Origin of the sequence: Halalkalicoccus sp. CGA53 (genome assembly GCF_036429475.1) — an archaeon.
Lineage (GTDB): Archaea > Halobacteriota > Halobacteria > Halobacteriales > Halalkalicoccaceae > Natronorarus > Natronorarus salvus.
The window spans coordinates 954493-981296 of record NZ_CP144125.1 but is presented as its reverse complement, the minus strand read 5'-3'; the positions used below and the strand labels follow the sequence as shown (position 1 = coordinate 981296).

General features: G+C 67.8%; 33 protein-coding genes and 1 tRNA gene. 16 read left to right on the top strand and 18 right to left on the bottom strand.

The features are described from left to right. Nucleotides 1-115: 115 nt before the first annotated feature. Genes V2L32_RS06315 through V2L32_RS06305 form a run of 3 tightly spaced genes read right to left on the bottom strand, consistent with a single transcriptional unit; the run spans nucleotide 116 to nucleotide 3250 of the window. On the bottom strand, nucleotides 116-1405 hold the full coding sequence (locus tag V2L32_RS06315) for an adenosylhomocysteinase (protein WP_331235631.1): 1290 nt from the start codon (nucleotides 1403-1405) through the stop codon (nucleotides 116-118). A gap of 45 nt (nucleotides 1406-1450) precedes the next feature. Beyond that, a complete protein-coding gene (locus tag V2L32_RS06310; protein ID WP_331235630.1) occupies nucleotides 1451-1903 on the bottom strand; it encodes a DUF6653 family protein in 453 nt (150 codons plus the stop codon). A gap of 48 nt (nucleotides 1904-1951) precedes the next feature. Beyond that, nucleotides 1952-3250 carry an amidohydrolase gene (locus V2L32_RS06305; protein ID WP_331235629.1) on the bottom strand — a complete coding sequence of 433 codons (1299 nt, stop codon included), beginning with the start codon at nucleotides 3248-3250 and terminating at the stop codon, nucleotides 1952-1954. A 108-nt stretch (nucleotides 3251-3358) separates the two neighbouring features. Here V2L32_RS06305 and hisG point away from each other — a divergent pair, with 108 nt between their 5' ends. Beyond that, nucleotides 3359-4207, top strand: a complete 849-nt coding sequence (hisG, locus tag V2L32_RS06300) for an ATP phosphoribosyltransferase (protein WP_331235628.1) — start codon at nucleotides 3359-3361, stop codon at nucleotides 4205-4207. Here the strand turns inward: hisG and V2L32_RS06295 are convergent, their stop codons facing one another. Together V2L32_RS06295 and V2L32_RS06290 are read right to left on the bottom strand one after the other, a co-directional pair. Further along, a complete protein-coding gene (locus tag V2L32_RS06295) occupies nucleotides 4208-4615 on the bottom strand; it encodes a DUF7473 family protein (protein WP_331235627.1) in 408 nt (135 codons plus the stop codon). A 5-nt stretch (nucleotides 4616-4620) separates the two neighbouring features. Next, on the bottom strand, nucleotides 4621-5181 hold the full coding sequence (locus V2L32_RS06290; protein ID WP_331235626.1) for a TATA-box-binding protein: 561 nt from the start codon (nucleotides 5179-5181) through the stop codon (nucleotides 4621-4623). A 117-nt stretch (nucleotides 5182-5298) separates the two neighbouring features. Here V2L32_RS06290 and V2L32_RS06285 point away from each other — a divergent pair, with 117 nt between their 5' ends. Beyond that, nucleotides 5299-6279 carry a methyltransferase domain-containing protein gene (locus V2L32_RS06285; RefSeq protein ID WP_331235625.1) on the top strand — a complete coding sequence of 327 codons (981 nt, stop codon included), beginning with the start codon at nucleotides 5299-5301 and terminating at the stop codon, nucleotides 6277-6279. Here V2L32_RS06285 and V2L32_RS06280 read toward each other — a convergent pair whose 3' ends face one another. After that, entirely contained in the window at nucleotides 6280-6714 is a 435-nt protein-coding gene (locus V2L32_RS06280; protein WP_331235624.1) for an acyl-CoA thioesterase, read from the bottom strand. It abuts the gene before it with no gap. An 80-nt stretch (nucleotides 6715-6794) separates the two neighbouring features. On the opposite strand from V2L32_RS06280, the gene thyA reads away from it, so the two are divergent. From thyA to V2L32_RS06265, 3 genes are all read left to right on the top strand, one after another. Continuing rightward, a complete protein-coding gene (gene thyA, locus V2L32_RS06275; protein WP_331235623.1) occupies nucleotides 6795-7808 on the top strand; it encodes a thymidylate synthase in 1014 nt (337 codons plus the stop codon). After that, nucleotides 7808-8320 carry a dihydrofolate reductase gene (locus V2L32_RS06270; protein WP_331235622.1) on the top strand — a complete coding sequence of 171 codons (513 nt, stop codon included), beginning with the start codon at nucleotides 7808-7810 and terminating at the stop codon, nucleotides 8318-8320. Before thyA ends, V2L32_RS06270 begins: the two co-directional genes overlap by 1 nt. Before the next feature lie 129 nt (nucleotides 8321-8449). Then, nucleotides 8450-9379, top strand: coding sequence for a 2-dehydropantoate 2-reductase (locus tag V2L32_RS06265; protein ID WP_331235621.1), 930 nt, complete (start codon nucleotides 8450-8452; stop codon nucleotides 9377-9379). 55 nt (nucleotides 9380-9434) lie between these two features. On the opposite strand, the gene V2L32_RS06260 is transcribed toward V2L32_RS06265, so the two are convergent. Next, nucleotides 9435-10445, bottom strand: coding sequence for an AAA family ATPase (locus V2L32_RS06260; protein ID WP_331235620.1), 1011 nt, complete (start codon nucleotides 10443-10445; stop codon nucleotides 9435-9437). Between the two features lie 158 nt (nucleotides 10446-10603). On the opposite strand from V2L32_RS06260, the gene V2L32_RS06255 reads away from it, so the two are divergent. Together V2L32_RS06255 and V2L32_RS06250 are read left to right on the top strand one after the other, a co-directional pair. Continuing rightward, a complete protein-coding gene (locus V2L32_RS06255; protein WP_331235619.1) occupies nucleotides 10604-11836 on the top strand; it encodes an MgtC/SapB family protein in 1233 nt (410 codons plus the stop codon). A 73-nt stretch (nucleotides 11837-11909) separates the two neighbouring features. Continuing rightward, nucleotides 11910-12833 (top strand): CBS domain-containing protein, encoded by a 924-nt coding sequence (locus V2L32_RS06250; RefSeq protein WP_331235618.1) that lies wholly within the window; start codon nucleotides 11910-11912, stop codon nucleotides 12831-12833. 75 nt (nucleotides 12834-12908) lie between these two features. Here V2L32_RS06250 and V2L32_RS06245 read toward each other — a convergent pair whose 3' ends face one another. From V2L32_RS06245 to V2L32_RS06225, 5 genes are all read right to left on the bottom strand, one after another. Beyond that, complete coding sequence (locus V2L32_RS06245; RefSeq protein ID WP_331235617.1) at nucleotides 12909-13388, bottom strand: pyridoxamine 5'-phosphate oxidase family protein; 480 nt, start codon at nucleotides 13386-13388, stop codon at nucleotides 12909-12911. Next, complete coding sequence (locus V2L32_RS06240) at nucleotides 13388-13663, bottom strand: bacteriophage holin (protein ID WP_331235616.1); 276 nt, start codon at nucleotides 13661-13663, stop codon at nucleotides 13388-13390. Before V2L32_RS06240 ends, V2L32_RS06245 begins: the two co-directional genes overlap by 1 nt. 22 nt (nucleotides 13664-13685) lie before the next feature. Beyond that, nucleotides 13686-13898: a hypothetical protein gene (locus V2L32_RS06235; protein WP_331235615.1), complete on the bottom strand. Its 213-nt coding sequence runs from the start codon at nucleotides 13896-13898 to the stop codon at nucleotides 13686-13688. A 584-nt stretch (nucleotides 13899-14482) separates the two neighbouring features. Continuing rightward, nucleotides 14483-14869 carry a hypothetical protein gene (locus tag V2L32_RS06230; protein ID WP_331235614.1) on the bottom strand — a complete coding sequence of 129 codons (387 nt, stop codon included), beginning with the start codon at nucleotides 14867-14869 and terminating at the stop codon, nucleotides 14483-14485. A 243-nt stretch (nucleotides 14870-15112) separates the two neighbouring features. Further along, nucleotides 15113-15535, bottom strand: a complete 423-nt coding sequence (locus V2L32_RS06225; RefSeq protein ID WP_331235613.1) for a universal stress protein — start codon at nucleotides 15533-15535, stop codon at nucleotides 15113-15115. A gap of 179 nt (nucleotides 15536-15714) precedes the next feature. Between V2L32_RS06225 and V2L32_RS06220 the strand changes: the two genes are divergently transcribed. Further along, nucleotides 15715-16212 (top strand): universal stress protein, encoded by a 498-nt coding sequence (locus V2L32_RS06220; RefSeq protein WP_331235612.1) that lies wholly within the window; start codon nucleotides 15715-15717, stop codon nucleotides 16210-16212. On the opposite strand, the gene V2L32_RS06215 is transcribed toward V2L32_RS06220, so the two are convergent. Further along, nucleotides 16177-16971 (bottom strand): universal stress protein, encoded by a 795-nt coding sequence (locus V2L32_RS06215; RefSeq protein WP_331235611.1) that lies wholly within the window; start codon nucleotides 16969-16971, stop codon nucleotides 16177-16179. The two genes, V2L32_RS06220 and V2L32_RS06215, sit on opposite strands and share 36 nt — an antisense overlap. A gap of 282 nt (nucleotides 16972-17253) precedes the next feature. Between V2L32_RS06215 and V2L32_RS06210 the strand changes: the two genes are divergently transcribed. Both V2L32_RS06210 and V2L32_RS06205 read left to right on the top strand, forming a co-directional pair. Next, complete coding sequence (locus V2L32_RS06210) at nucleotides 17254-19968, top strand: cation-translocating P-type ATPase (RefSeq protein ID WP_409348429.1); 2715 nt, start codon at nucleotides 17254-17256, stop codon at nucleotides 19966-19968. Nucleotides 19969-20272: 304 nt separating this feature from the next. Then, nucleotides 20273-20707, top strand: a complete 435-nt coding sequence (locus tag V2L32_RS06205; protein ID WP_331235609.1) for a universal stress protein — start codon at nucleotides 20273-20275, stop codon at nucleotides 20705-20707. Between the two features lie 125 nt (nucleotides 20708-20832). On the opposite strand, the gene V2L32_RS06200 is transcribed toward V2L32_RS06205, so the two are convergent. Continuing rightward, nucleotides 20833-21864: a hypothetical protein gene (locus V2L32_RS06200; RefSeq protein WP_331235608.1), complete on the bottom strand. Its 1032-nt coding sequence runs from the start codon at nucleotides 21862-21864 to the stop codon at nucleotides 20833-20835. 268 nt (nucleotides 21865-22132) lie between these two features. Here V2L32_RS06200 and V2L32_RS06195 point away from each other — a divergent pair, with 268 nt between their 5' ends. The 5 genes from V2L32_RS06195 (at nucleotide 22133) to V2L32_RS06175 (ending at nucleotide 25124) form a co-directional block, all read left to right on the top strand. After that, a complete protein-coding gene (locus V2L32_RS06195; RefSeq protein ID WP_331235607.1) occupies nucleotides 22133-22555 on the top strand; it encodes a universal stress protein in 423 nt (140 codons plus the stop codon). Between the two features lie 121 nt (nucleotides 22556-22676). Beyond that, on the top strand, nucleotides 22677-23054 hold the full coding sequence (locus V2L32_RS06190; protein WP_331235606.1) for a gamma-glutamylcyclotransferase family protein: 378 nt from the start codon (nucleotides 22677-22679) through the stop codon (nucleotides 23052-23054). A gap of 247 nt (nucleotides 23055-23301) precedes the next feature. Further along, nucleotides 23302-24513 carry a threonine ammonia-lyase gene (gene ilvA, locus V2L32_RS06185; RefSeq protein ID WP_331235605.1) on the top strand — a complete coding sequence of 404 codons (1212 nt, stop codon included), beginning with the start codon at nucleotides 23302-23304 and terminating at the stop codon, nucleotides 24511-24513. 44 nt (nucleotides 24514-24557) lie between these two features. Next, a complete protein-coding gene (locus V2L32_RS06180) occupies nucleotides 24558-24938 on the top strand; it encodes a RidA family protein (protein WP_331235604.1) in 381 nt (126 codons plus the stop codon). Then, nucleotides 24939-25124 carry a hypothetical protein gene (locus V2L32_RS06175; RefSeq protein ID WP_331235603.1) on the top strand — a complete coding sequence of 62 codons (186 nt, stop codon included), beginning with the start codon at nucleotides 24939-24941 and terminating at the stop codon, nucleotides 25122-25124. On the opposite strand, the gene V2L32_RS06170 is transcribed toward V2L32_RS06175, so the two are convergent. Then, entirely contained in the window at nucleotides 25121-25360 is a 240-nt protein-coding gene (locus tag V2L32_RS06170) for a hypothetical protein (RefSeq protein WP_331235602.1), read from the bottom strand. The two genes, V2L32_RS06175 and V2L32_RS06170, sit on opposite strands and share 4 nt — an antisense overlap. 87 nt (nucleotides 25361-25447) lie before the next feature. On the opposite strand from V2L32_RS06170, the gene V2L32_RS06165 reads away from it, so the two are divergent. Further along, a tRNA-Ser gene (locus V2L32_RS06165) sits at nucleotides 25448-25529 on the top strand. Between the two features lie 227 nt (nucleotides 25530-25756). Here V2L32_RS06165 and V2L32_RS06160 read toward each other — a convergent pair. From V2L32_RS06160 to V2L32_RS06150, 3 genes are read right to left on the bottom strand one after another with little or no spacing between them, the layout of a single operon-like run. Further along, nucleotides 25757-25966, bottom strand: coding sequence for a hypothetical protein (locus tag V2L32_RS06160; RefSeq protein ID WP_331235601.1), 210 nt, complete (start codon nucleotides 25964-25966; stop codon nucleotides 25757-25759). Beyond that, entirely contained in the window at nucleotides 25959-26132 is a 174-nt protein-coding gene (locus V2L32_RS06155) for a hypothetical protein (protein ID WP_331235600.1), read from the bottom strand. Before V2L32_RS06155 ends, V2L32_RS06160 begins: the two co-directional genes overlap by 8 nt. Further along, nucleotides 26132-26770 (bottom strand): hypothetical protein, encoded by a 639-nt coding sequence (locus tag V2L32_RS06150; protein ID WP_331235599.1) that lies wholly within the window; start codon nucleotides 26768-26770, stop codon nucleotides 26132-26134. Before V2L32_RS06150 ends, V2L32_RS06155 begins: the two co-directional genes overlap by 1 nt. Nucleotides 26771-26804: the final 34 nt, after the last annotated feature.

The window sequence follows — 26804 nt, the reverse complement described above, 5'->3', positions numbered from 1 at the left end:
TTCCCGTCCACCTGCGGCCGGTCGGCGCACGGAGTCGCTCTCGGGATACGGAGGCTACTCACTGACGTGTGTTAACTCTACGCACCACCGGTTACGCCGTCCGCGGGCGAATCGACTACGTCCCGTGGTCCCAGCTTCCCATGTACTCCTCCTGGACGTCGCTGAGCGCGTCGATCGAGACGCCCTCCGCGGCGAGTTTCACCTCGGCGACCTCCCGATCGAGTTCGTCGGGCAGGTCGTGGACGCCGGGGGGGTAGGCGTCGGCGTTCTCCGCGAGTTCGCGGGTCGCGACCGCCTGCACGCCGAAGCTCTGGTCCATCACCTCGACGGGATGGCCGAGCGCGATCGGCGCCGCGAGGTTCACCAGCCGACCCTCGGCGAGCACGTTCAGCCGACGGCCGTCGGCCATCTCGTACGCCTCGACGCCGGCCCTGGCCTCGTAGCGATCCACCGCGAGGTCGCTGAGTGCGTTCAGGTCGATCTCCACGTCGAAGTGGCCCGCGTTCGCGAGCAGTACTCCGTCCTTCATCGCCTCGAAGTGTTCTCCCACGATGACGTCGCGGTTCCCGGTCGTCGTGATGAAGACGTCGCCCTTCCCCGCGGCGTCGGCCATCGGGAGCACCTCGTAGCCCTCCATGTGGGCCTCGAGCGCACGCCGAGGCTCGACCTCGGTGACGACCACGTGTGCGTTCTGTCCGGCGGCCTTCCTCGCGAGCCCCTTCCCACAGTAGCCGAAGCCGGCGACGACGACCGTCTTCCCGGCCCACGAGAGGTTCGTCGTCATCGCGATGGTGGCGAGCGAGGCCTCGCCCGTTCCGTGAACGTTGTCGAACAGCCGTTTCATCGGCGTGTCGTTCACGGCGAACATCGGGTAGCGGAGCGCGCCGTCGGCGTCCATCGCGCGAAGACGGTGGACGCCAGTAGTGGTCTCCTCACACCCGCCGACGATCGAGTCGATGAGGTGGGGATACTGCTCGTGGATCCGGAAGACGAGGTCGCCGCCGTCGTCGATCGTGATCGTCGGGTCGTCGTCGATCACCGCGTCGATCGCCTCGTAGTACTCCTCGTCGTCCACGCCACGCACCGCGTAGGAGGTGACGTTCTCACCCGAATCGAGCGCCACGCTCACGTCGTCGTGTGTCGACAGCGGGTTGCAGCCGGTGATCGAGACCTCTGCGCCGCCCGCCGCGAGCGTCTCGACGAGGTTCGCGGTCTTCGCCTCGACGTGCAGCGCCATCCCGATCCGCTGGCCGGCGAGCGGCTGCTCGGCCTCGAACTCCTCGCGGATCGACTCGAGGATAGGCATGTGCTGGCGGGCCCACTCCATCTTCCGTCGTCCCTCGGTCCGGAGGGCGTCGCTCTCCGCGAGCTGCTCCGTCACCGGCGGGTACGCGCTCTCGCTCATGGATCGGATTCGGAGCACGCGGGCAAAACGGTACCGAAGCGGCCGTCACTCCTCTCGAACCGACGCGCGATATCGCCGGACGAGTTCGTGGACGAACAGCACCTTGAGCACCATCGAGACGGTCATGCTGGCGGCCGCGAGCACGGGTTTTCGCGAGAGTGCCGCGACGAGCGAGAGGAGGAACGCCGGCGTGCTCGCGTAGTTGATCAGTCCCGGGTAGGTCGTCTCGAACGTCCGGTGGCCCTCCCCGAACCACCACCGCTCGGCGAGGACCGCCTGGCTCTCCCAGGAGTCGGTTCGTTCGGGCGTGGGGAACAACACCGGGTTCGCGGCCGTGAAGACGAGCGTCGCTGCCAGCAGCCGCCAGTGGCGGCCGTAGAGCGCGTAGAGCAAGAGCGGGCCGATCAGGAACCTCGTTCTGACGCTCCAGGGGTTCGCGTGGCGTTCCCATGCCCAATCGGGAATCCGCCCCGGGAGCGACCGTTCGTGCGTGTGCATGAGAGAGCGCTCAACGGCGACGGTCCTAACGGTGTCGGCGGTCCGGGATCAGTCTGCCCGCTCGACGAGCGACGCTGCCCGGTCCCGTGTCGTCTGGATGACGCTCCTCTCGTCGAGCGTGAGCAGCTCCCGATCGCGCATCAGCACGCGCCCGTCACAGACCGTGTGTCGCACGTCGCTCCCCCTGACAGCGTACGCGAGGTGGCTCACCGGGTCGTGTGCGGGCGTGAGGTGCGCCGCGTCGAGGTCGACGACCGCGAGATCCGCCGGTTCGCCCGGTTCGATCCGCCCCGACCCGATCCCGAGGGCCGACGCACCACCCTCGGTCGCCATCCCGACGACCGACTCCGCAGAGACGGCGCTCGCGTCGTCGGCCGCGAGCTTTCCGACCATAGCCGCGTCGCGCATCTCCCCGAAGACGTCGAGGTCGTTGTTCGAGGCCGCGCTGTCGGTCCCCAGCCCGAGGGTGACCCCCGAATCGAGCATCGCCTGCACGGGCGCCATCCCGCTCGCGAGCTTCATGTTCGACGCCGGACAGTGGACCACTCCGGTCTCCCGGTCGGCGAGTAGCTCGACCTCCCGCTCGTCGACGTGAACCCCGTGTGCGAGGAAGTCGTCGGGTCCGAGCATCCCCAGATCGTCGGCGTACTCGAGCGGGCGCATCCCCCGCTCCTCGACGGTCGGGTCGACTTCGTCCCCCGTTTCGTTCGCGTGGAAGTGAAGCGGAACCCCGAGGTCGCGGGCGCTCTCGACCGCCGCTTCGAGGTACTCCTCACCCACCGTCGTGAGGCTGTGTGGGGCTATCGCGGTCGTTATTCGGCCGTCGGCACGTCCGTCGAGACGGTCGGCGATCTCGATCCCTTCTTCCAGGTCCGCCCACGCATCCTCCTCGCTCTTTCCCACCGTGACGACCCCGTGGGCGAGACGTGCCCGGAGGCCGCTTTTGGCGACCGCATCCGCGACCGCCTCCTCGTGGAAGTACATGTCACAGAACGCTGTCGTTCCCGACCTGATCATCTCGACCAGCGCGAGGTCGGTGCCCGCACGGATATCCGCCGCCTCCATCGCCCCCTCGATCGGCCAGACGTCCTCCCGGAGCCAGGCGTCGAGCGGTTTGTCGTCGGCGTAGCCCCGGAGCAACGTCATCGCGGCGTGACCATGGGCGTTTACGAGACCGGGGATCACGATCCCCCCGCTCGCGTCGAGCGTCTCGTCGCCTGCGGACACCTCGTCGGGATCGCCGACCGAGAGTATCTCGCCGTCCTCGGTACCGACGAGGAGGTCCGCGCGCTCGACGCGACAGTCGGGGCGGAGCACCTCTCCGCCCTCGATCCGGGTGGTCGTCATGGCTCTGGCTTCGCCGGGGCCCCCTATCAGGTCACCGGATACGAGGGGGAGCCATCGCACCCGCGCGAATGACAAGGCAGTTGAACTCCGACCGCGAACGTGGTGAAAATGCGAATCGCCGTCCCGAACAAGGGCCGCATCCACGAGCCGTCGATCTCGCTCCTCGAACGCGCGGGGCTGCACGTCGAGAACGGCTCGGACCGAAAGCTCTACGCGAAGACGGTCGACCCCGAGGTGACCGTCGTCTTCGTCCGCGCCGCGGACATCCCGGAGTACATCGCCGACGGAGCCGCCGACCTCGGGATCACCGGCTACGACCAGGTCCGCGAGGCGGGTCACCCGAACGTCGTCGAACTGCTCGACCTCGGCTTCGGCACCTGTCGGCTCGTCGTCGCCGCGCCCGAGGACAGCGGGATCGACTCCGTTGCCGACCTCGAAGGAAAGACCGTCGCGACGGAGTTCCCGAACGTCACCTACGAGCACTTCGCCGAACGGGGTGTCGAACCGACGATCGTCGAGGTGACCGGTGCGACCGAACTCACCCCGCACGTGGACATGGCCGACGCCATCGTCGACATCACCTCGACGGGGACGACCCTGCGGGTGAACAGCTTGGCGGAGATCGACGAGGTACTCTCCAGTTCGGTCAGGCTGTTCGCGAGCGAGTCGGTGCGCGAGGACCCGAAGGTCGAACAGATCCGGACCGCCCTCCGGTCGGTGCTCTCGGCGGACGGGAAACGCTACCTGATGATGAACGTCCCCGAAGCGCGCCTGGAAGAGGTCAGGGAGGCGCTGCCCGGTCTCGGCGGCCCGACGGTGATGGACATCGCGGGCGACGACCTCGTCGCGGTCCACGTCGTCGTGGACGAACGCGACGTCTTCGAGACCGTGAGCGAGGTGAAGAAGCTCGGCGCGAGCGGCATCCTCGTCACCGAGATCGAGCGACTGATCGAGTGATCACGGTCCCTCGGGCGGCCCGAGGAACGCGAGCGTGAGCGCGGCGAACAGCACCACCCCGAGGATGACGCTCACCACCGCGTGGATGAAGGTCACGAAGATTGTGTAGCGCCGGCCGACCCCGTAGAGCCGGGAGATCGCGACCGCGTCGACGAGGATCGCGAGGAGGATCGTGAGCGCGGGATGGACCCCGAGCGCGGTCAGCGAGACGGCGATCACGGCGAGCAACGGACCGATCCCGAGCGCATTCCTGATGGGGACGTCGCCGAGGACGTTCCGCGCCGCGATGTGGACCGTCAGCGCGAAGAAGAGCGAGAGCGAGAGCACCGTCCCGAGCACCTGCACGGGGCCGACGGCCTGTGCGGGGCTGAGGGGGGAAGAGAGAAAGAGAGAGAGCCCGGAGAGCATCGAGGTTACTCGAGTAAGCCGAGTTCCTCGAGCCGCGAGACGATCTTGTCGACGGCGTGTTCGGCGTCGACGGGCTGTTTTCCGCCGGTGATGACGAGCTTTCCGGAGCCGAACAGCAGCGCGACGACCTTCGGCTCGTCGAGACGGTAGACGAGGCCGGGGAACTGCTCGGGCTCGTACTCGATGTTCTCCAGGCCGAGGCCGATCGCGATCGCGTTCAGGTTCAGGTTCCGACCGAGATCGGCGGAGGTGACGATGTTCTGGACGACGATCTCGGGGTCGTCCTCGACCTGGATCTCCAGGTCACGGAGCTTGTCGAAGACGATCTCCAGGCTCTCGTGGACGTCGGAGGTCGACTTCGCGCCGGTGCAGACGATCTTTCCGGAGCGGAAGATGAGCGCGGCCGATTTCGGGTTCTGGGTGCGGTAGACGAGACCGGGGAACTGCTCGGGGTCGTAGTCGGCACCTTCGAGGTCCATCGCGACGCTCTGGAGGTCGAGTTCCTGGCCGATGCCCGTCGAGGCGACCACGTTTTCGATATTGATCGTTTCCTTTGGGTCGGTCATATCTCGCCTTAAAACACGTATTTAAGCTTTATAAAGGTTGGTGGCGGGCGCTGATAGGTCACGATTCGAAGGGATCGAACCGCCAGCCTCATTCGCCCCCGAGGCGACCGAGAGAGCGTGTACGTACTCGAACTCGCGGGCGAGGACGACGCGTTCGCCGCGTACGAGGCGGCGAGCGCGGCGACCGGCGTCGAGGTCGCCGCGCCGGGCGTGGCGACCGCCCGCGAGGTCACGGACCGGGTACGGACGCTCGCGTACACCCATCGGGTGAGCGAGCTGATCGGGGAGTGTTCGGCGAGCGTCGAGAGCGCGAGGGAGACACTCGAGTCCGCGACGATCGAACGGGAGGGCTCAGTTGCGGTCCGTGCCCGTGACGTCCGGGGGGCGACGGGGGTGAGCACCGGCGCGACCGAGCGCGACCTCGGGAGCGTCCTCGTCGGACGGGGGTTCTCGGTGGACCTCGACGACCCGGATCACGAGCTCAGGGCGGCCTTCGCGGGCGAGTCGTGTTTCCTCGGCTGGCTCGTCGCGGAGAGCGAGCGCGGGTTCGGCGGGCGCGCGCCGGCGAAGAAGCCGTACTTCCAGCCGGGGAGCATGGACCCGCTCAACGCACGAGCGATCGTGAACGTCGCGGGTTCGAGGCCGGGTCGAACGGTAGTAGACCCGATGTGCGGAACCGGCGGTGTCCTCGTGGAGGCGGGACTGGTCGGTGCACGGGTGGTCGGCTCCGACGTGCAGTGGAAGATGGTCCGTGGCGCCTCGGAGAACCTCGATCGGTACCTCCCGCCCGACCGCTGGTCGGTCGTTCGGGGGGACGCGACGGCGCTTCCGATCGGGGAGAACGCGGTCGACACGGTGGTCTTCGACGCGCCGTACGGCCGGCAGTCGAAGGTCGCCGGTCACGGCCTCGCGGCGCTCGTCGGTGGGGCACTCCGGGAGGCACGGAGGATCGCTCCACGTGCAGTCGTCGTCACCGATCGCCGATGGGACGAGGCGGCCGAGGACGCCGGCTGGGCGGTCGAGGCGGTGTTCGACCGGCGCGTCCACCGGTCGCTCACCCGGTACGTCCACGTGCTCCGAGAGCCCGAGGGCGAGTAGCTACTCGGCCGATCGCGCGGTCTCGCAGAGCTCCCGGTCCTCGTCGCTCTCGACGGTGAGATCCGTGACCTCGACCGGCGTTCCATCCGGATCGATCGCGACGAACGTGAACGTCGCCTCGGTCGTGAGTGCCGTCTCGCCCGAGCGGGCGTCCTCCCGCCAGGCACGGATCCGGGTCCGGACGCTCGTTCGCCCGGTGTGGAAGACGTAGGCCTCGATCAGCGCGGTCTCGCCGATCGGGATCGGTCGGCGGAAGTCGAGACCGTCGACCCCGGCGGTGACGCAGGACTCGCCAGCCAGCCGCATCGCACTCATCGCGCCGACCTCGTCCATCCACTTCATCAGCGTGCCCCCGTGGAGCGACTCGTAGTTGTTCGCGTGCTGTGGCTGGACGCGATACCTGTTCACCAGTCGTGTCTCCGAGGGGGTGGCCATGGCGTATCCAGACGCGGTGGGGACTTAGCTGGTTCCGGGGCAGTCGGAATATTGACCATCCGTGGCGTGTACCGACACTCATGAACCAGTACCTCGCCCTCGTCCGCGACGTGCTCTCTATGGGGAGTTACAAACCGAACCGGACGGGTGTCGACACCCTCTCCGCCTTCGGCGCGCACTACGAGATCGACCTCCGGGAGGGCTACCCGCTGCTCACGACGAAGAAGATGGACGGCGGCCGGTGGAACTCCTTGATCCACGAGGTGCTCTGGTACCTCTCGGGTGAGGAGCACGTCCGGACGCTGCGCGAGGAGACCGGTATCTGGGACGAGTGGGCCGACGAGGAGGGCCGGCTCGACACCGCCTACGGACGGTTCTGGCGCCGGTATCCGATCCCGGAGGAGGGGCTGCCGGGCGAGAGCTGGCCCGGGGCGGACCACCGGTGGGTGAACGACGACGGGACGTTCGACCAGCTCCGGTACGTGATCGACACCCTTCGCGAGAGCCCGAACTCCCGCCGGCTGGTCGTGAACGCCTGGCACCCGGCGAACGCGGCGGTCTCGACGCTCCCCCCGTGTCACTACACGTTCGTCTTCAACGTCCAGGATGGGAGGCTGAACACACACCTCACCCAGCGCTCGGGCGACGTCGCCCTCGGGATCCCATTCAACATCGCCGCCTACTCGCTGCTCACGCACGTCGTCGCCGGTCGAACGGACCTCGAGGTAGGAAGGTTCTCGCACACGGTCGTCGACGCCCACGTCTACTGCGGCGAGGGAACCCGGGGTCGCTGGTACGGCGAAAACAGGGACGAGTTTCAGCGACGGCTGGCCGACGCGGGCGGCTCCGAGGACCTCCGATCGCTCCGGGAGTGGGTCGAGCGCGAGGCGCCTGCCGAGGAGCGCGAGGCGCCTGCCGAGGAGCGCGAGGGGCTCGACCACGTCCCCGGGCTCCTGACACAGCTCACGCGCGAGCCGCTCTCCCCGCCGGAGATCCGCGTGAGTGAAAAGCCGATCGACGACCTCGCGTTCGAGGACGTCGAGCTGGTGAACTACGACTCCCATCCGGGACTCAGGTTCGCGGTGGCCGAGTGATGGTCGAAGCGGCCGCAGGGCACGGAGACGTCGACCTCGTGCTGATCGCCGCCGTCGCCGAGAACTGCGTGATCGGTTCGGACGGGGAGATGCCCTGGCACTACCCCGAGGACCTCCGGCGGTTCAAGGAGGTCACGACCGGCCACCCGGTCGTCATGGGTCGGCGGACGTACGAGGCGATCGAGGCTCGTCTCGGCGGGCCCCTCCCCGACCGGACGAACGTGGTGCTCAGCCGAGGCGACCCCGAGGTACCAGAGGGAGCGATCGTCGTCGGGTGCGTCGAGGAGGCGGTCGGGGCAGCGCGGGAGACGGGCGCGGAAACCGCGTTCGTGATCGGCGGGGCGACCGTCTACGAGACGTTCCTCCCCTTCGCGGACCGGATGCTCCTCACCGAGATTCACACCAGCTACGAGGGCGACACGTACTTCCCCGAGTTCGACCGTGAGGAGTGGACGGAAGCGGGGAGAGACGAGCGAGCGGAGTTCGCGTTCGTCACCTACGAGCGGCGGTAGCCGGCCCCAGTCGGGGTCGCGCGAGCGGCGTGGTGACAACTGTTAACGTGTTCGCCTCGGAAGGATCCGACCGATGGTACACAGTACGACCGTGTGGAAGACCCGAGAGCGTACGACTCCCGTCCGTCCATGAAGATAGCCGTCTACGGTGCCGGAGGGGTCGGTGGCTACTTCGGTGGCCGGCTCGCGCGGGCCGGAGCGGACGTCCACCTCGTGGCACGCGGCGAGCACCTCGACGCGATCCGGCGGGACGGTCTCCGCGTCGAGAGCGTCCGGGGCGATTTCGAGGTCGATCTGCCCGCGACCGACGACCCCGCGTCGATCGGACCCTGCGACGTCGTTCTGGTCACCGTAAAGTCCTACGACACCGACGAGGTCGCCGCCGAACTCGAGCCACTGCTCCGGGAGGAGACGGCCGTCGTCTCGCTCCAGAACGGCCTCGACAACGAGGAGCGACTCTCGGCCACGATCGGTTCCGATCGAGTCGTCGGCGGCGTCGCGTACGTCTTCTCGACCATCCACGAACCCGGGGTGATCGAGCACACGGGTGGACCAGCCACGTTCACCTTCGGCGAGCTCGACGGCACGCGGAGCGAGCGGGGAGAGCGGTTGCTCGAGTGGTGTGAGCGCGCGGACGGGATGGACGCGACGCTCTCGGGGTCGATACGGACGGTCCTCTGGGAGAAAGCCGCCTTCATCTGCGCGCAGGCCGGGATGACCGCGGCGGTACGGCTCCCCCTGGGTCGGATCCGGGACACCGAGGAGTCGTGGGAGATGTACCGACGGATCGTCGAAGAGGTGTGTCGCGTCGGTCGGGCAACGGGCGTCGACCTCCCCCAGGGGACCGTCGACCGGTGGATGGAGTTCGCCGACGACCTCGACGACGACTCGTACTCCTCGCTCCACTACGACGTGACACACGACAAGCCGGTGGAGCTGGAGGCGCTCCACGGGGCTGTCGTTCGACGGGGTCGAGAGAACGACGTCGCGGTCCCCGCGAACGAGGCCGTCTACGCGATCCTCCGACCGTGGGCGGTACGCAATCGGCGAGACCGATGACGGTGAGTGGCCCCGAGCCCGTCGCCGGCCGGTCGGTTCGACCGTCCGACCCCGCTCACGGTCCGTTCGCACCGAGATCGGCCAGGAGGTGCGAGAGGTGGATCCGGTCGCTCGTCCCGCGGGCGAGGTCGAAGTCCGCCTCGCCGGCTCTGCGGTGTAGTTCGACCAGGTGCTCGCCGTCGTAGCGCTTCCGACCGACCTCGAGCAGATCCTCCAGCACTTCGCCGCCGTCGTAGCCCTCGTCGACCAGCAGGTCGTCGAGCGTCGACCTCGCGTCGGAGAACTCGCCCGCTTCGGCCGCCGCGAGCATCCTCTCGACCCGCTCGTCGGGACCGAGGGCGCCGAGGACCTCGTAGGCGGCCTGCATCGTGATCTCGCCCTCTTTCGTCGCAACGGTCTGTGCCGAGAGGATGGCCTCCCTGAGGTCGCCGCCCGCGTAGCCGGAGACGTACTCCAGGCCGTTGGGATCGGCCTCGACGCCCTCGCGGTCGACGATCCGTTCGAGGACGGTGACGGTCTCGGCGGTCGACGGCGCGCGAACCGGGATCGGGAAACACCGGGAGGTGATCGGTGAGATGAGCGCCGAGGGCTGGCGCGTCGTGATGACGAACTGCGTCGCCTCGTGGTGGCGCTCCATCACCCGCCTGAGCGCCTGCTGGAAGTCCTCCCTGATCGCCTCCGCGTTGTCCAGCAGGATCGTCCTGTACGAACCCGAGACCGGTGGGTAGGCGGCCGACTCCTTCAGGACGTGGTTGATCAGTGCCGCCTTCGAGGACTCGCGTCGGCGCTTCGGCGTGATGAACGAGGAGAACCGGGGGTCCTCGGAGAGCTGTTTCTTCGTCATGCCGAAGAAGTCGGCGACGTTGATGATCACGAGGTCGTCGATCGAGTCGTGTGAGTCGCGGGCGAGCGCGCGTACCGCCGCGGTCTTTCCGACGCCGGCGGGCCCGTGGAGGACGAGGTTGATCGGCTCGTCGGCCGCGCCCTCGAGGTACCGGCGCACGTCGGGCTGTGGGAGCTCCTCCAGGGTCGGCGCGTGTCGCTCGGTCCACAGCGGGTCGTCCATCACCCGAGGTTCGGGCGTGGTCGATACAAAACCGTCGGTCGGGCCGCGTCCCCTCGCTCGTCCGCACGGTCCATACTGTCCGCCGGTCTCGGAGACTGTCCCGGATCGGGAGCTCTATACCGGTACATAGTTCCCCGGTTACGGCGTGGGTTCGGGCGATGGAGCCCGCGGGATCGGTCGCGCTCTTCGTCGCGCTCGGAGTCGGTGCCCTCATCGGCCTCGAGCGCCAGCAGAGCGAGTCCGCCGGGAGCTTCGCGGGCGTCCGGACGTTCCCACTGATCGCGCTGCTCGGCGCACTGACGCAGCTGTTCTTCCCGTCGCTGCTCCCACTCGTACTGGGGATGATCCTGGTGCTGGTCGTCGTCGCGTACGTCGGCAAGATACTGCTCGAGGGTGACGTCGGAATGACGACGGCGGTCGCGGCCGTTCTCACGTTCGTCTACGGGGCGATGACGGGCCACTCGGAGGAGGGGCTCACGCTGGCGGTCGTCCTCGGCACCGTCACCGCGGCGATGCTCGCGGTGAAGGACCCGATGCACGACCTCGCCGGGCGCATCGGCCAGGAAGAGCTCAGAGCGGCCCTGAAGTTCCTCATCATCGCCCTGGTCGTCCTCCCGCTGCTCCCCGACCGGGAACTGGACGTGCTGCTCGGGCTCAACCCCCGGTTCGTCTGGCTGATGGTCGTCTTCGTCTCGGGGCTCACCTTCCTCGGCTACGTCCTCACGAAGATCCTCGGTCCGGCGAAGGGGATCGGGCTCACGGGGCTGCTCGGCGGGTTCGTCTCCTCGACCGCGACGGCGATGGCGATGGCCGACCACGCGAGGCGCACCCCGGAGCTCTCGCCGATCTGTGCGTTCGCGACCGCGGTCGCCTCGATCGCCATGTTCCCCAGGGTCCTGATCCTGATCGCGGTCGTCAACCCGGGACTCGTCGCACCGCTCGCGGTTCCCCTGGTCGGCATGACGGTCGTCGGCGGGCTCCTCTCCCTCGCCCTCCTCGCCCGGATCCGTGCGGATCGGGCGCCGTCGGTCGACCTCGACAACCCGTTTCGGGTGCGACCGGCGCTCGTCTTCGGACTCCTCTTCGCGGCGGTCCTTCTCGGGGTCGACGTGCTCAACTCGCTGTTCGGCGAGGCGGGTGTCTACGTGACGGCGTTGCTCTCCGGAACGGTCGACGCGAACGCGATAACGCTCTCGCTGGGGAAGCTCGCGCTCGAGGGGAGCGTCGAGGGAGCCGTCGCCGTGACCGGAATCGTCCTCGCCCTCGTGACGAACACGGTCGTCAAGGTCGGCATCGTCTGGTCGCTGGGATCGGCGAGGGTGGGAAAGAGCGTCGCGGGCGTGCTCGGCGCCACCTCGATCGTCGGTGTCGCGCTCGTCGTCCTGCTCTAGACCGCGGTACTGGCCGTCGGTGTGGTCGCTCGTACCGGAGTGGATTCTTGTCGATCGGTCCCGATTCACTCACATGGAGTTTCCGATCCGGGTGACGGACGTGATGAGCAGTCCGGTCGAGACCGTCACGGCCGACGCCACGGCGGCGGAGGCGGCGGTGAGGTGTCGCGAGAAGTCGATCGGTTCGCTCGTCGTCGTGGACGACGAACGGGTCGCCGGCATCGTCACGAGCGACGACTTCGTCCGCCTGCTGGGGGAGACGTCCGACCCGGAGGGCCGTCGCCTCCACGAGTTCATGGCGAGCGAGGTCGTGACCGTCGACGCCGACGTTTCGGTCGGCGACGCGGTTCGTTCGATGTTCGACCACGGCATCGCTCGACTCGTCGTCGTGGAGGGGGAGGAACCGGTCGGCCTCGTCAGTACCGACGACGTCGTCCACCACCTCCCGCAGGTCCTCCAGCGTCAGGAGTTCGAACGGCCACGCCCCGAGGAGTTCCGCTACAGCGTTCGTCAGGAGGTCGCCTACGAGGAGGCCGACTGGGAGGTCGAGAGCGTCGGGCTAGCCGACGACCGGATCAACGTCGGCGACCGCGTCGCGTTCGCGAAGACGCTCGACGAGGAGGACGTTCGCCGGTTCGCCGCCGCCAGCGGGGACACCAACCGGCTCCACCTCGACGAGGAGTACGCCCGCGGCACGCGCTTCGGCCGACGGATCGCCCACGGGACGCTCGTCGGTGGGCTGATCAGTGCCGCGCTCGCCCGCCTCCCGGGGCTGACGATCTACGTCTCACAGAGCCTCACCTTCCTGGCCCCCGTGGGGATCGGCGACCGGATGACGGCCGTCTGTGAGGTGGTCGAGGAGCTCGGAGACTGCAGGTACCAGATCACTACCGACGTGGTCGACGGGGACGACGAGCCGGTGATCGAGGGACAGGCGGTCGTCCTCGTCGACGACCTGCCCGACGTCGGATCGGTGCGCGTAGAGGGGGTCGCCTGATCGGGGGCGTCGCGTTCGCGCCGGTCGAGTGGCACGCACCCGTACGACCGGTGGCGAACCGGCACCGGGGCCGGCTCACTCCCGATCGGAGCGGTCGCGTTCGAGTCCGGGCGGCAGCCCCACACACTTGAACCCGGTCCGCTCGTCGATCCGGAACTCGTAGAGCCGGAGCCGACCCGCGGTGTCCGCCCGCTCGAACAGGTCCAGGTACCACGCGTTCTCGAGCGCGTCCCGTGGAGCGTCGCCCGCGGCGAGCTCCGAGAGCGTTCCGGTCAGGAGGACACTCTCCCAGAGGAACACCGAGTCGGCGTCGTGGACGAGGAAGCTCGCCGTCTCCGCGGCGTCGCTCAGCGCCGTCTTCCGGCTCCCCTCACCCGCGAAGTACGAGAAGTAGAGCCTCGACTCCCCGTCGAAGCCGAACGACATCGGGAGCAGGTAAGGTGCGCCGTCGGTGGGCAGCCCGAGCACGCCGAAGCCCCGGTTCGTGAGGAAGTTCCGTATCTCCTCCTCGGACATCTCGACCAGTCCGTACTCCCGTAGCTCCTCGGTCGTCATCACCGGCCCTCCACGGACCGACCGTCGAACCGGTCGTACGACCGCCCGAGCGCGGTGCCGAGAACGAGACCGTCGACGAAGGGCCAGACCATTCCGACGAGCGTACCAGTGGCGGTGTCGTCGTACCCGATGTAGGCGTTGGCCAGCAGCTCGCGCCACTCGCCCCTCCAGCCGATCCGTAACAGGGGCACCAGCACCGCTACGACGATCGCCCAGACGGTTCCCAGGGTCATGCCCAACGCCCGTGCGTTCACGGCGTGCGTCTCCGAATCCATGCCGGAGCTACGGCGCCAGTCCTCAAAACTTCGGCTCCGATTCCGACCGCATGGGAATCGCGGGGATTCTGGTCCGTTCAATGCCGTGTTCGGTCACGGGATCGATCTCGGCGTCGGCCGTTAGAGAGAAGACCGATCGAACCTCGAAACCGAGCGCGTTCTCGGAACCGTCTCGCGGGAGATCATCGACTCCACCGTCGTCAGCGACGTGGATCACATCGTCGTCGGCAGCCACGGCCGGACCGATGCGGGCAGTATCCTGCCGGAGAGCGTTCGAAACCCGACGGGTTTTCGAGCCGATCGGAACGCGTCGTGTTCTGACGACGTCGCCGAGCGGGTCGGCCGGTGCTCGCCACTACCGGTGATCGTCGTCGGGTGAGAGAGCACCTGTGAGTAGTCCCGAGACGACCGAACGGATCGACGGGTGCGATCATCCTCGTGGAGTGGCCGGGCAGTGATATATCGAGCGGCGTCCCAACGCCCTCCAGGTTCCGTCCTCGCGTTCGTGACGTGGTTCACCGACGTGGCGACGACAGCCCCCGCGGATAGCGTCGGTCACCGAGCGGAGTCGACGGTCAGCACCGGCCGGTCCGACGGGCGACGCGGGCATCGGCCTCGAAACGGTGCTCACCGCCCGTGCCGGGATCGTCGCGGGGGCCATCGCGACGGAGATCCTCATCGCGACCGGCGTCGTCTATGAGCCCGTCTACCGCAACCCGTCGGCGTTGGCAGGCGGTCCGTACGCCGGTCTCGATCGGAGTCCGGCGACCGTCCACCGCCAGCGAACCCGCGATCTTCACCGGAGCTACCGGGGCGCGGTCAGGCCTCGGTGGTGGCGGTCGACTCGCGGACGAAGAGGTAGACCCCGAGGACGACGAACGCCGTCGCCACGACACCCGTCAGGACGCCGATCGCGAAGTACTCCATGCCCGCCAGTAGCCAGATCACGCCGAGATAGACCGCGAGCGCCGAGCCGAGGAGGTAGAGCACCGGACGCCAGTAGCTCGTGAGAGAGACGAGCGGGCCGACGAGGAGAGCTATCGCGATGACGACGAACTGAACCGCGCTCTGCGAGGGGACGAACGGCGCGAGGAGACCGAGGTACAGGTGGATTCCGGCGAGCGTCAGTGCCAGCAGGAAGAACGCCGACTTGATCGGAGCGGCGCTCCATCCGGGCCCTGTCGTCGAGTTACCTGATCGAGCCATCCGTTCTCGTGCGTGGTTCCCCTCGCAGGGATGAAAAGCTATTCCCGGACCCGGCGAACGACGGTCGCGACGCCACCGATCGGGGTCGATCCCGATTCGGACGGCTCGGTCGTGCTCGGCGGGCGTGTCGTCCATCGTCCCGGGCGGTCCTGTCGCTTTCTTCCGCCCACGATCTACGATCGTCCGGTTCCTGGCGGGTAGTCCGCGGACCACCACCGACCCCGGCGTCTCCGGGCACGCCAGTCAGCGGACGACGGTCACCGGACACGGGGAGCGTCGGACCACCGATTCGGCGACGCTCCCGAGCAGCACGCGCGAGACGCCCGACCGGCCGTGGCTCCCGATCACGACGTGGTCGACGTCGTGCTCTTCGGCGTACTCCACGATCGCGCGCGCGGGTCGGCCGACCACGACTTCGGTGACGACAGGGGCGTCGTGGTCGTCCGCACGATCGCGTGCCGCGTCGAGCAGTTCCTCGGCTCGCTCCCGTCGGTCCTCCATCACCTCCTCCCAGTCGACGTACATTCGTGCCTCGCCGTACGTTGCCGACTCAGGAGGGTTCAGCACGTGCAGGACGGTGATATCCTCCCCCGGGTGGACACTGAAGCCGTGTTCGAGGGCCTTTCTCGCCGGATCCGAGTCGTCGATCGCGATCAGGACTCCCATACGGGGGGTACCGCACGGACCTAAATATAGGTTGGTCGATGGGAGCGCCCCGGGATCGGGTTCCGGGGGCGTGACCTCCCACGGCCGATGCCGCGCCCGTTCGGACCCGTCCACCGATCGCCGGAGCGGCGATCGAGTGGTCAGTTCCGTCCGGCTTCGAGCGCTCGAGGCACGACGCTATGTGGATCGAGCACGAGGGGCGAACGATGTACGACCGGATTCTCGTCGGTATCGACGGAAGCGAGGACGCCCACGCGGCGGCCGAGCATGCGGTCGACCTCGCGGCGACGTACGGGGCGACGCTCCACTGCCTGTACGTCGTCGAGACGCGAACGGCCTACGACAACGCCATCGTCGAGCCCGAGACGGTCAGGGAGAACCTCCGCCGAGAGGGCCGGGAGGCGCTCGCCGGAGTCGAAGCCACCGCCGAGTCGGCGGGCGTCGATTCCGTTACCTCGATCGAGGAGGGCGTTCCCGCCGAGGCGATCGCCGAGTACGGCCGAGAGAACGGGATCGATCTCGTCGTGGTGGGCGCGCGGGGAAAGTCGGCGTTCAAGACGATCCTGCTGGGCAGCACGACCGAGGCGCTCGTGCGGTCCGGCCTGCCGGTGTTGGTCGTCAGCGAAGGGGACCCACGACCCTCAGCGAACGAGTCTCACGAGTCGGGAGGTCCGTGAGAGGGGGCGGTGGGCGATGATGACCGTGTTCTCGGCGTGACGACCGACGCCATCAGAGACGGTCCCGAGGAGCTTCCGGCGGAGCAACCCCTCCTCGGTCGCGCCGAGGACGGTGAGGTCGTACTCCGGCGTCCGGTCGGTGATCGCCCCGGCGACGTGATCGCTCTCGGTGATCCCCTCGTCGATCTCCGAGACGCCGTCGAACGGCGTGCGTGCCTCGCGCAGTAGCTCCCATGCGCGCTCCCGGTCGGCCTCGCTCGCGTCGGTCGACAGGACGTGGAGGAGGAAGACGCTCGCGTCGTTTCGGCGGGCGATCGACGCGGCGCTCTCCCGCGCGAGTTCGCCGTGAGCGCCACGCGCCACGGGAACCAGTATCGCGTCGACGGGACCGCTCGGCCCTCGAATGCGTTTGACGAGCACGTCACAGGGGGCGTTTCTCATGACCCGATCCAGGTAGCTCCCCAGGACGACGTCCCGACGGGGTGGACGCCCCCGCCAGCCCATGAGGACCGTCTCCGCACCGTACTCCTCGGCCGCGCCGACGATCCCGGTCGCCGTGTCCCTGGCCAGTCGAATCCGCCGATCGACCGAGAGGTCCGCCTCCCGAGCGGCACGCGCCGCGTGCCTGAGGATCTCCTCGTCCTCGTCGTCGACGAGCCGTGTCCCCTCCGACAGCGGCATCTGTGCCGGAACCTCGACGACGTGTACGACCACCACGTCGAGCGATCGGTCGGACGCGACGTCGATCGCCGTGTCCATCAGTCGGTCTCAGTCGGTCGGCGGTCTCCGCGTTCGCGACGGGTACCAAGAGCACCGGGGAGTCCGTGTTCGGGTCCATCCGTTCTCGCCTGAACCGTCGCCTCGATCGTCCTAACTCTTGTCATCCGTCCGGGTCGAACCCCGTGTGTCCCACCCGACGACCCGGATTTGACTCGGGACGGCCGGCGATACTCCCGAACATTGACGCACCGGGACGGTGATATCGATACAGTGTCACCTCCAGGGTCGCACGCCCGTTCAGCGAGTCGCCCCGAGACTCCCATCGACGATGCCTGGCACACACGACCGATAGCGGACGTCTACGACGCCCTCAACACGTCCGAAACGGGGTTGACCGCGGAGGAAGCCGGACGCCGCCTCGAGCGGCTCGGACCGAACAAGGTCGAAACCGAGGAGGGGATCTCGCCGTTGCGCATCCTCGCGGAGCAGTACAGCTCCGCGCTGATCTGGGTACTGATCGTCGCGGCGGCCGTGATGGCGCTCGTCGGACACACGCTCGACGCGGGCGTCATCCTCGGGGTCGTCGTCTTCATCACACTGTTCGGGTTCGTACAGGACTACCGGGCCGAACAGAGCATCGCGGCGCTGAGCGAACTGTCGACGACCCACGCGCTCGCCCGACGCGGCGGGGAGAAGTCCGAGATCGACGCCCGGACCGTCGTCCCGGGCGACGTGCTCTTCGTCGAATCCGGCGACATCGTACCGGCGGACGCACGCGTCGTCGAGGAGTCGAACCTGAGCGTCGACGAGTCCGCTCTGACCGGCGAGAGCGTCGGTGTCTCGAAGGAGGCGGGGGTGGTCGACGCCGAGAGCGCGCTCGCCGACCGGCGGAACATGGTCTACAAGGACACCGTCGTCGAGCGGGGTTCGGCGCGGGTCGTCGTCGTCGGGACCGGCTCGCGGACCGAGATCGGTCGGATCGCGACGGCGCTGGAGGATGCAGAAGAGCGCCAGACGCCGTTTCAGGCCGAGATGGACCGACTCGGCCGAATCATCGCCGCCGGGGTCGTCGTCATCGTCACCCTGATCGCGGTCGTCGAGCTGGCGATCGGCGATACGGAGCCGCTCACGGTCTTCCTGACGGCGGTCGGCGTCGCCGTCTCGGCGGTTCCCGAAGGCCTCCCCGCGGTCGTCACGCTCTCGCTCGCCCTGGGCGCCCGGCGGATGGCCGAGAAGAACGCACTCGTTCGCCGGCTGCCGATCGTCGAGGCGCTCGGCTCCGTGGACGTGATCTGTACGGACAAGACGGGCACGCTCACCGAGGAGGAGATGACCGTGACCCGGATCGTCGCGGGCCGGGAGACGGTCGACGTCACCGGCACCGGCTACGACACCGAGGGCGAGTTCCTCGTCGACGGAGAGTCCATCGGGCGAGAGCGCGTCGTCGAAGTGCTGCGCTGTGGGATGCTCTGTAACAACGTCGACGTGGGGACGCGGGACGGCGAACGGACCTACCTCGGCGACCCGACCGAGATCGCGCTGTTCGTCGCCGCCCGGAAGGCAGGCTTCGACCGCGGCGACCTCGACGAACGGTTCCCGCGCCTTGGCGAGGTCGACTTCACCTCCACCCGAAAGCGGATGACCACGCTCCACGAGACGCCCGACGGGGGCCGGGTCGCGTACACGAAGGGCGCTCCCGAAACCGTCCTCGAGCGCTGTGATCGCGAACTCGTCGACGGGGCGGTCGTCGAACTCACCGACGAGCGTCGCGAGGAGATCAAGGCCCGGATCGAGTCGTTCGCCGAGGACGCCCTCCGGGTGATGGGCTTCGCGTACCGGCCCGGCCCGCCCGCCGAGGCGAGCGAGGAGCTCGAGTCAGAGCTGGTGTTCCTGGGGTTGCAGGGGATGTTCGATCCACCCCGTCCGGAGGTCCCGGGCGCGATCGAGGCGTGTCAGAACGCCGGCATCGACGTCGTGATGATCACGGGGGACAACGCCGTCACCGCGCGCGCGATCGGTCGGAAGATCGGTATCGACTCGCCGCGGGTCGTGACGGGGCCCGAACTCGACGGGACGACGGACGAGGAGCTCGCGGACCTTCTCGAGGAGGTCGACGTCTTCGCGCGCACCACGCCCGAGCACAAGACCCGGATCCTCCGGACGCTCCATTCGAAGGGACACACGGTGGCGATGACGGGCGACGGGGTCAACGACGCGCCGGCGGTGAAGAACGCCGACGTCGGGATCGCGATGGGGATCCGCGGGACGGACGTCACCGAACAGGCCTCCGACATCGTCCTGCTCGACGACAACTTCGCGACGATCCGCGACGCCGTCCACGGCGGCCGGCGGATCTTCGACAACGTCCGGAAGTTCGTCAACTACCTGCTCTCCGGTAACGGCGGCGAGGTGACGATGATTTTCACGGGGTCGATGGCCGGCTTCGGACTCGTCATCACGCCGATCCAGATCCTGTGGATCAACGTCGTCACCGACGGCGTCCCGGCGCTCTCGCTGGGTGTCGATCCCGCAGCCGAGGACGTCTTGGACCGGCCGCCGCGACCCCGGGGGGAAGGCGTCATCACGAAACGGATCGTCACGTCGATCGTCGGCATCTCGTTGTTCATGACGGTCTGTCTACTCCCGCTGTTCACGATCAACTTCACCGGTGGACTCGTACCCGGTTGGGATCTCACGGGAACACCCCTGGGGTGGACGCCACCGTACGAGCCGAGCCGGGAGCTCGCACAGACCATGGTCTTCACCGGCTTCGTCGTCATGGAGATCGTCCGCATACAGGCGATTCGGTTCCGCTACGGCCTCGGTCTGCTGTCGAACAGGTGGCTCGTGCTTGCGGTTGCCCTCACCGTTTCGATGCAGCTCCTCGTCCTCTACACGTACGCCGGCCAGTTGCTGTTCGGCGTCGAGCCGCTCGGGCTGCTCCACTGGGCGCAGATCGGTGTCTCTGCCCTGGTGTTCACGCTGTTGATGGCCGTCTTCGTGAAGGTCCAGGACCGGTACTTCGAGCGATACTGAACTCGGGGATCGATACGTCGTCTAGGGCCGCCCGACGTCGCTACTCGGGCCGGAAGACCCGTGCCGAACTCCGGGTCCTGGCATACCGTCGTTCCGTCGATACCGATCGGTAGGCGTCGGGGGTCGTATACCGGGTGTGTACGTCCGTTCGAGCGTCTCGCAACGGCGCTCACGGAGAGACGGCGCACCGAGATCGGGCGTGGACCCTCGCCTGCCACTCGAGACGCAGTAAATACCCCGCGCCGAGTACCGTTATCTGAGACCCGCCACCGAATTTATCGCTTCGCGCTCCGTTCGAGGACACATGACCGAACACGTTCTCGTCCCGGTCGACGAGTCGGAACAGGCGATGAAGGCGCTCGAGTTCGCCGTAGAGGGACACCCCGACGCACGGATCACGGCCCTGCACGTGATCGATCCCCGCGACTTTTATGGGGCGGCAGGGATCGAGGGCGCCGCGATGTCGAACTACGAACAGATGCGTGAAGTACACCAGGGGCGAGGGGACGAAGTCCTCGAAGCCGCTCGAGAGCGGGCCGCGGACGCGGGCGTCGAGATTGAAACCGACTCGATTCTCGGTTCCGTCTCCCGGGAGATCATCGACTACACCGTCGACAACGACGTCAACCACGTCGTCATCGGAAGTCACGGCCGGACCGGTGCGAGTCGGATCCTGCTCGGGAGCGTCGCCGAGCGAGTCGTCCGACGCTCGCCAGTACCGGTGACCGTTGTCAGGTGACCGATACCTGTCCGTCGGTTTCGAGACGACCGCACGGGTAGGCGGGCAGCCAGACAGTATCGGACTTCCGGAGTCCGTGTCGTCGGTCGACTGTCCGGACGACCCTGCGTCCGACCCGACCTTGGTCAGTGAGTACCTGCCCCGTCGTACCTCGATCGTCGCCCGAGTAACCACGTATCAAGTCCGACCACCGCCAGACACGAGCCGAACGCGATCGTGCCGAGTTTCCCGCCCGAGCCCCCCAGGTACGGCGTCGTGTAGACGAACACGAGACCGGCGACGAGACCGGCGAGTGCGATCCGACCGACGCCGGGGAGCCGTTCCTCCGACGCCATACCGACGAACGAGGCACAGAAGACCGCTGCGGCGAGCATCCACCCGGTTACGGGGTGGAGCACCGGCATCGTCACCCCACCGACGACACCGACGGTGCCCGACGCGAGGACCGGGCCCCACCCGCGCCGCACGCTCAGCACGTACGTCACGACGGCCCCGAGGATCGAGTAGGAGACGACGAGCGCGCTCGTCCCGGCGCCCGGGAGCGGGTCGCTGTGGAACTCGGCCGCGGTGAGGGCGACGACCGCGGTCGCGGCGACGAACGCTGTCGTTCCGAGTTTGCCGCCGACGCCGTCGTACGCCGGTCGGCAGAGCGCGAACACGCCGCCGGCGAGGAACCCGGCGAGCAGCGCCTGCGAGTAGGTCGTGAACAGATCCGGCGACGTCATCCCGACGAACGCGCCGCAGTAGATGGCAACGGCGTCCTCGCTGTCGACGAGTCCCCCGAGGACGGCCGTCAGTCCGGCGGCGACGATCGGCGAGAGCCCGAACTCGGCGGTGACCGCGAGCGTCACCACGGCACCGGCGACGACCGCGACGACGCTCCGGACCCCCTGCGGGACGCTCGAGACGTCGGGGTCGGGGTCGGCCAGCAGCCGATCCCACTCGATCCGGAGTCCACGCAGCATCGCCGCCGAGAGGGCAACCAGTACGACTGCCACGGGCACCGACTCGTCCACCAGCATCGAGCCGAGGACGGCGAGGACGAAGAGGACCGTCGGAGCGCCGGCGAGGACGAAGAATCCGAACCGACCGTCGAACGACCGTGAATAGACCCTGGCGAGCCCGCGAATCAGCCCGTCGTACGTACGCTTCGTCACCGTTCGTCGATCACACCAGCCGACCGAAAACACTTCGCTCGCGACGGATCGCCGGGTGGAATCGACGACGAGGGCACCGGGTAGTAAGGCGAACGCTCCCCGTTCTCGGAACAAGGCTCCTCGACGGTAGCCACGGGGCACCGCGATTCGTCGAGCGAGGCCGCCCGGGGCGTACGCACGGGATCGAAAACGGGAGAGCGACGGGTCGTCCGAACGTCTAGCTACAGTCTCAAGTACATATTTGGGTATCTGGGGTGTAGCGTCGTCCATGACACGAACCGTCCTCGTGCCGGTCGACGATTCGAACCTCGCACGACAGGCGCTCGAGTTCGTCCTGGAGGAGCGCACCGACGAGGAGATCGTTCTCCTGCACGTCCTCGATCCGATCGACGCGATCTACGTTTCCGAGCCGGTCGTCTGGGACGACCGACTGCTCGAGAACCGCCGGGAGGAAGCAGAGCGTCTGCTCGAGGAGCTCGAGGGGATCGCGGCTCGATCCGACGCCACCGTGAGGACCGAGATGGCCCGGGGCGACCCCGCGAAGGGGATTCTGCGGTACGCCGAGGAGGCCGACATCGATCAGATCGTGATCGGGAGCCACGGTCGATCCGGCGTCTCACGTGTCCTCCTCGGGAGCGTCGCCGAGACTGTGACACGGAGGTCGCCGGTCCCCGTGACGATCGTTCGGTGAGAGCGCTGGCCCGGGCCACTTCGTTGCGGGCGGCCCTCGGCTCCCGAGGCCCGAGGGAGATCTGGTGGCCCACCGTCGATCCCTCCGAAAACGGAAAACACGTGCGGGGACTCGGTTCCGTATGGAGGTCTTCGTCTACGGCACGCTCACCGATCCGGATCGCGTCGACACGCTCCTCGATACCTGGTCGTTCGGCTCCGACGCACGGCTCCGCGGGCTTCGACGCGTGGAGGGGCGGTACCCGACGCTGGCTCCCGGTGACTCGGTCGGCGGGCGGATCCTCCAGACGCCCGAGATCGACCGCCTCGACGCGTACGAGGGCGTTGCGGGCGGTCTTTACGTCCGAGTCGAACTCCCCACCGAAGACGTGGCACTCTACGTGGGCCGGCCCGATCGACTCGGGATCGCGGGGAGCGTACGGTGGCCGGGTGAGGGCCCGTTCGAGGAACGGGTTCGGGAGTACGTCGAACGCGAGGTTCGTCTCAGCAGACGAGGATGACGGTCGCACGACGGGTGTCTGACCCGGAGTGTATGGCGCCTTCGTCTATCGTTTTCACTTCCGGCCCGCTTGCGCGGTGTTTATGTACCTGCCGGCCAGTCTTCCACCCGCACGTCACACGTTGTGCACCCCATCCACACGGTTCGATCGCCTTCTCTTTCTTTCAACCGGTAGAAGAACGGCGGTGCGGTCCGGCCGCGCAGCCTGGCATATCAATCGTTAACAACGGGCCTCGCATAGCCGGAGCATGCTCGATCTCGACGCGGTCTACGAGGCACGGGACCGGGTGGCCGAGACCACCCGACGGACGCCCCAAGAGTACTCCTATGCGCTCTCGCGAATGACCGGCGCTGCAGTCCACCCGAAGCTCGAGACGTTCCAGCGGACCGGTTCGTTCAAACTCCGGGGAGCGACCAACCGGATCGCGGCGCTCTCCGCGACGGAGAGAGAGGCCGGCGTCGTCACCGCGAGCGCGGGCAACCACGCACAGGGGGTCGCGCTCGCGGCGACGCGCATCGGCGTCGACTCGACGATCGTCATGCCGGAACACGCCCCCATCTCGAAGGTGAACGCGACCCGCGAGTACGGTGCGGAGGTCGTCCTCCACGGCGAGGACTACGACGAGGCTGCCGACCACGCCCACGAGATCGAGCGCGATGAGGGTCGACTCTACGTCCACGCCTTCGACGACGAGCTGGTGATGGCCGGCCAGGGGACGATCGGATTGGAGATCGTCGAGGACTGTCCGGAGGTCGAAACGGTCGTCGTGGGAATCGGCGGCGGCGGCCTGATCAGCGGCGTCGCGACCGCGGTGAAGGGCCTCGACCCCGAGATCAGGGTGATCGGCGTCCAGGCCGAGGGCGCGTCGAGCGTGGTCGAGTCGCTCGAAAGAGGGGAGGTCTACGAGCGCGAGGCGGTCGACACGATCGCGGACGGCATCGCCACGCGTCGGGTTGGCGACCTGGCGTTCGAGCACATCCGGGAGAGGGTCGACGAGGTCGTCACCGTCTCCGATCCGGAGATCGCGCTCGCGATCACGACGCTGCTCGAACGCGGGAAGACGCTCGTGGAGGGTGCGGGAGCGGTCCCACTCGCAGCGATCCTCGCCGAGCGGTTCGCCTACGAAGAGGGTGAGACCATCGTCCCGGCGCTCTGTGGCGGGAACATCGACATGAACGTGCTCACGACGGTGATCATGCGGGGCCTCGTCGAGACGGGGCGGTACCTGAAGTTCCGGACGGTGCTCAGGGACAGACCCGGGGCGCTCCAAGATCTGATCGACGTGATCGCCGCGCACAACGCGAACATCTACGGAATCCAGCACGACCGAACGTCGAGGGACATCGGCATGAACGCCGCCGAGGTGGTCATCGACGTAGAGACCAGAGGACCGGAGCACGTCGACGAACTCGTCGCCGCGCTCAGAGGCCACGAGTACGAGGTCGACCTGCTGGTCTGAGTGGTCCTGAAAACGTTTAGGAGGCCCCCGTTCGAGATGGACGTATGAAGCGCGTCATCAGCACGGACGAAGCACCGTCGGCGGTCGGGGCGTACAGCCAGGCGACGACGAACGGCGACCTGTTGTTCACCGCGGGCCAGATCCCGCTCACGCCGGACGGCGAGCTGCTGGACGAGGAGTCGATCGGTGATCAGACGAGACAGTCCCTAGAGAACGTACAGGCGATCCTCGCGGCCGAGGAGCTCGAGATGGGCGACGTCCTGAAGATGACCGTCTTCCTCGCTGACATCGGGGACTTCGAGGAGATGAACGAGGTCTACAGCGAGTTCTTCGACGACGAGCCGCCGGCGCGGAGCGCGATCGAAGTCGGGGCGCTCCCGAAGGGTGCCGGCGTCGAGATCGAAGCGATCGCTAGCCTGGAGTAGATGGAGCCGCGGCTGAAGGCGAGCATGCTCTGGGGAGTGATCGCGCTGCTCACCTTTCTCGTCCTGACCGGCGGGTACGGACTCGTCACCGGGTCCCCGGTGAGCGTCGAACTCCGGGTCGGCGTGGCGGCGGTCGTCGCGGTATCCGCGACCGGGGTGACCTACCTCGTCGACGGCTACCTCTAGACGGTCGACCCGAGGCGCAGTTCGGCGTCGGTCACCGTCTCGACGAGGTCGCCCTCGACGACGATCGCCCCCTCGTCGGACGTACCCCGTCCGAGCGCCGAGAGCACGGCGTCGGTGATCCCCGCGTCGGGGTCGACGTACGCCGTGTTCTCCTCGACCGAGGTCACGATACCGATCGTCTTCCCCTCCGAATCGACGAGGACCTTCCCCTCGTCCTCCGCGCTCAGTGATGCCATCGCCTCCCGTACTCCCCGCCCTCGTTTAGCTCCACCGTTCGCCGAAGGAACACACTTAACTCCGCCTCCCGACTAGCACGACTGCGAGCCGGGATGGCCGAATGGTAAAGCGCACGCCTGGAAAGCGTGTTCCCGTATGGGATTCTGGGTTCGAATCCCAGTCCCGGCGTACAGTGTGCCGCGCTCTCGCGGCACACGGTTCCCGAACGACAGGATTCGAGCAGGCGAGTCGCAGCCAGGGGAGCGACCTGGGCCGCCTCGAGACGTCCGAATCCCAGTCCCGGCACCTCCGCCGGTTTCTACACCCACGAAGACCGCGCCGGCGTGTCGCGAACACGGCTCGTCGCGGTCGGAAATTCGCGGAGAATCTGCCACAGGGGTCGAGCCCGATACTGCTTATCTCGTCTCTTCGACGGGGACGTACGAGCCCCGCGTCGCGGAGAGCCAGCTCTCTTCTAAGTCGCCGCGCGTCGCGTCGAAGACCACGACCTCGTCCGGTTCGAAGCCGCATCTGATCCCGATCCCACTCGGGTTGAACGTGTACCGAAGCGCGAACGTCGGCCAGTCCTCGACGGCTTGCTGCTGTTCCGATTGCCCTTCACTCATGCGTCCTCCCCCCTTTTCGAAAGGAGCCCTCCACGCGGGAGAGGAACTCGATCGCCTCTTGGATGTACGCGAGCTCCTCGGCCGAGAGCCCGTCGTACTCGTGGGCGCCCGTCTCGAGGAGCGCGCGCGCGGCGGCGACGCGTTCGGGGAGCGTGAGCGATCCCATCAGCGCCTCGACCGGAGGATCTCGTCGAAGTACCCCGACATCACGTCGATCGCCTGGTTCCAGTGGCGCTCGGTGTGCATGTCGTGGAGCTCGACGCCGACGAGATACCGCGCGGCGATGTGGCCACAGCCGTCGTCCCCGAAGCCGTTCTTCTCGGGGTGGCCGGAACCGCCAAGCGCGGCGTCGATCTCGATTCGCTGGGCCTGTAGGGTGGGCGTCCAGTAGTCGCCGCCGACCTTGTGTCGCTTCCAGGCGAGCGTCGTGAGCCGGGCGTACTCCTCGGACATGCCGACGATCTCGGCCCGTCGTCGGAGCGGCCGTTCGACCGGCTCCCAGTCGGCGTCCGCGAGCCCCTCGGCGTCGACGACCTCCCTGCCGTCGATGTGGGGGGCTTCGACCTCGTCTTTCCCCCAGAGCGAGTCGACGTAGGCGGTGGCCGCCTCACGTGCGTCCTCCTCGGAGAGATGTGGGAACTGGAGACGATCGACGGCGAAGAACGCCTCGATGGCGCCGTCTCGATCGCGCTGGTCGTGGAGGACGAACCCAGCACAGAGCTCCTCGGCCATCCGGGAGGGGAGCGACTCGGGCACCGACGTCTGCTCCGTCGGCGTGCTCGCCGGGGTGTCTGGGTTGCTCATGGTCGTAGTCGGACCGCCCATCGGTTCGGTCCGA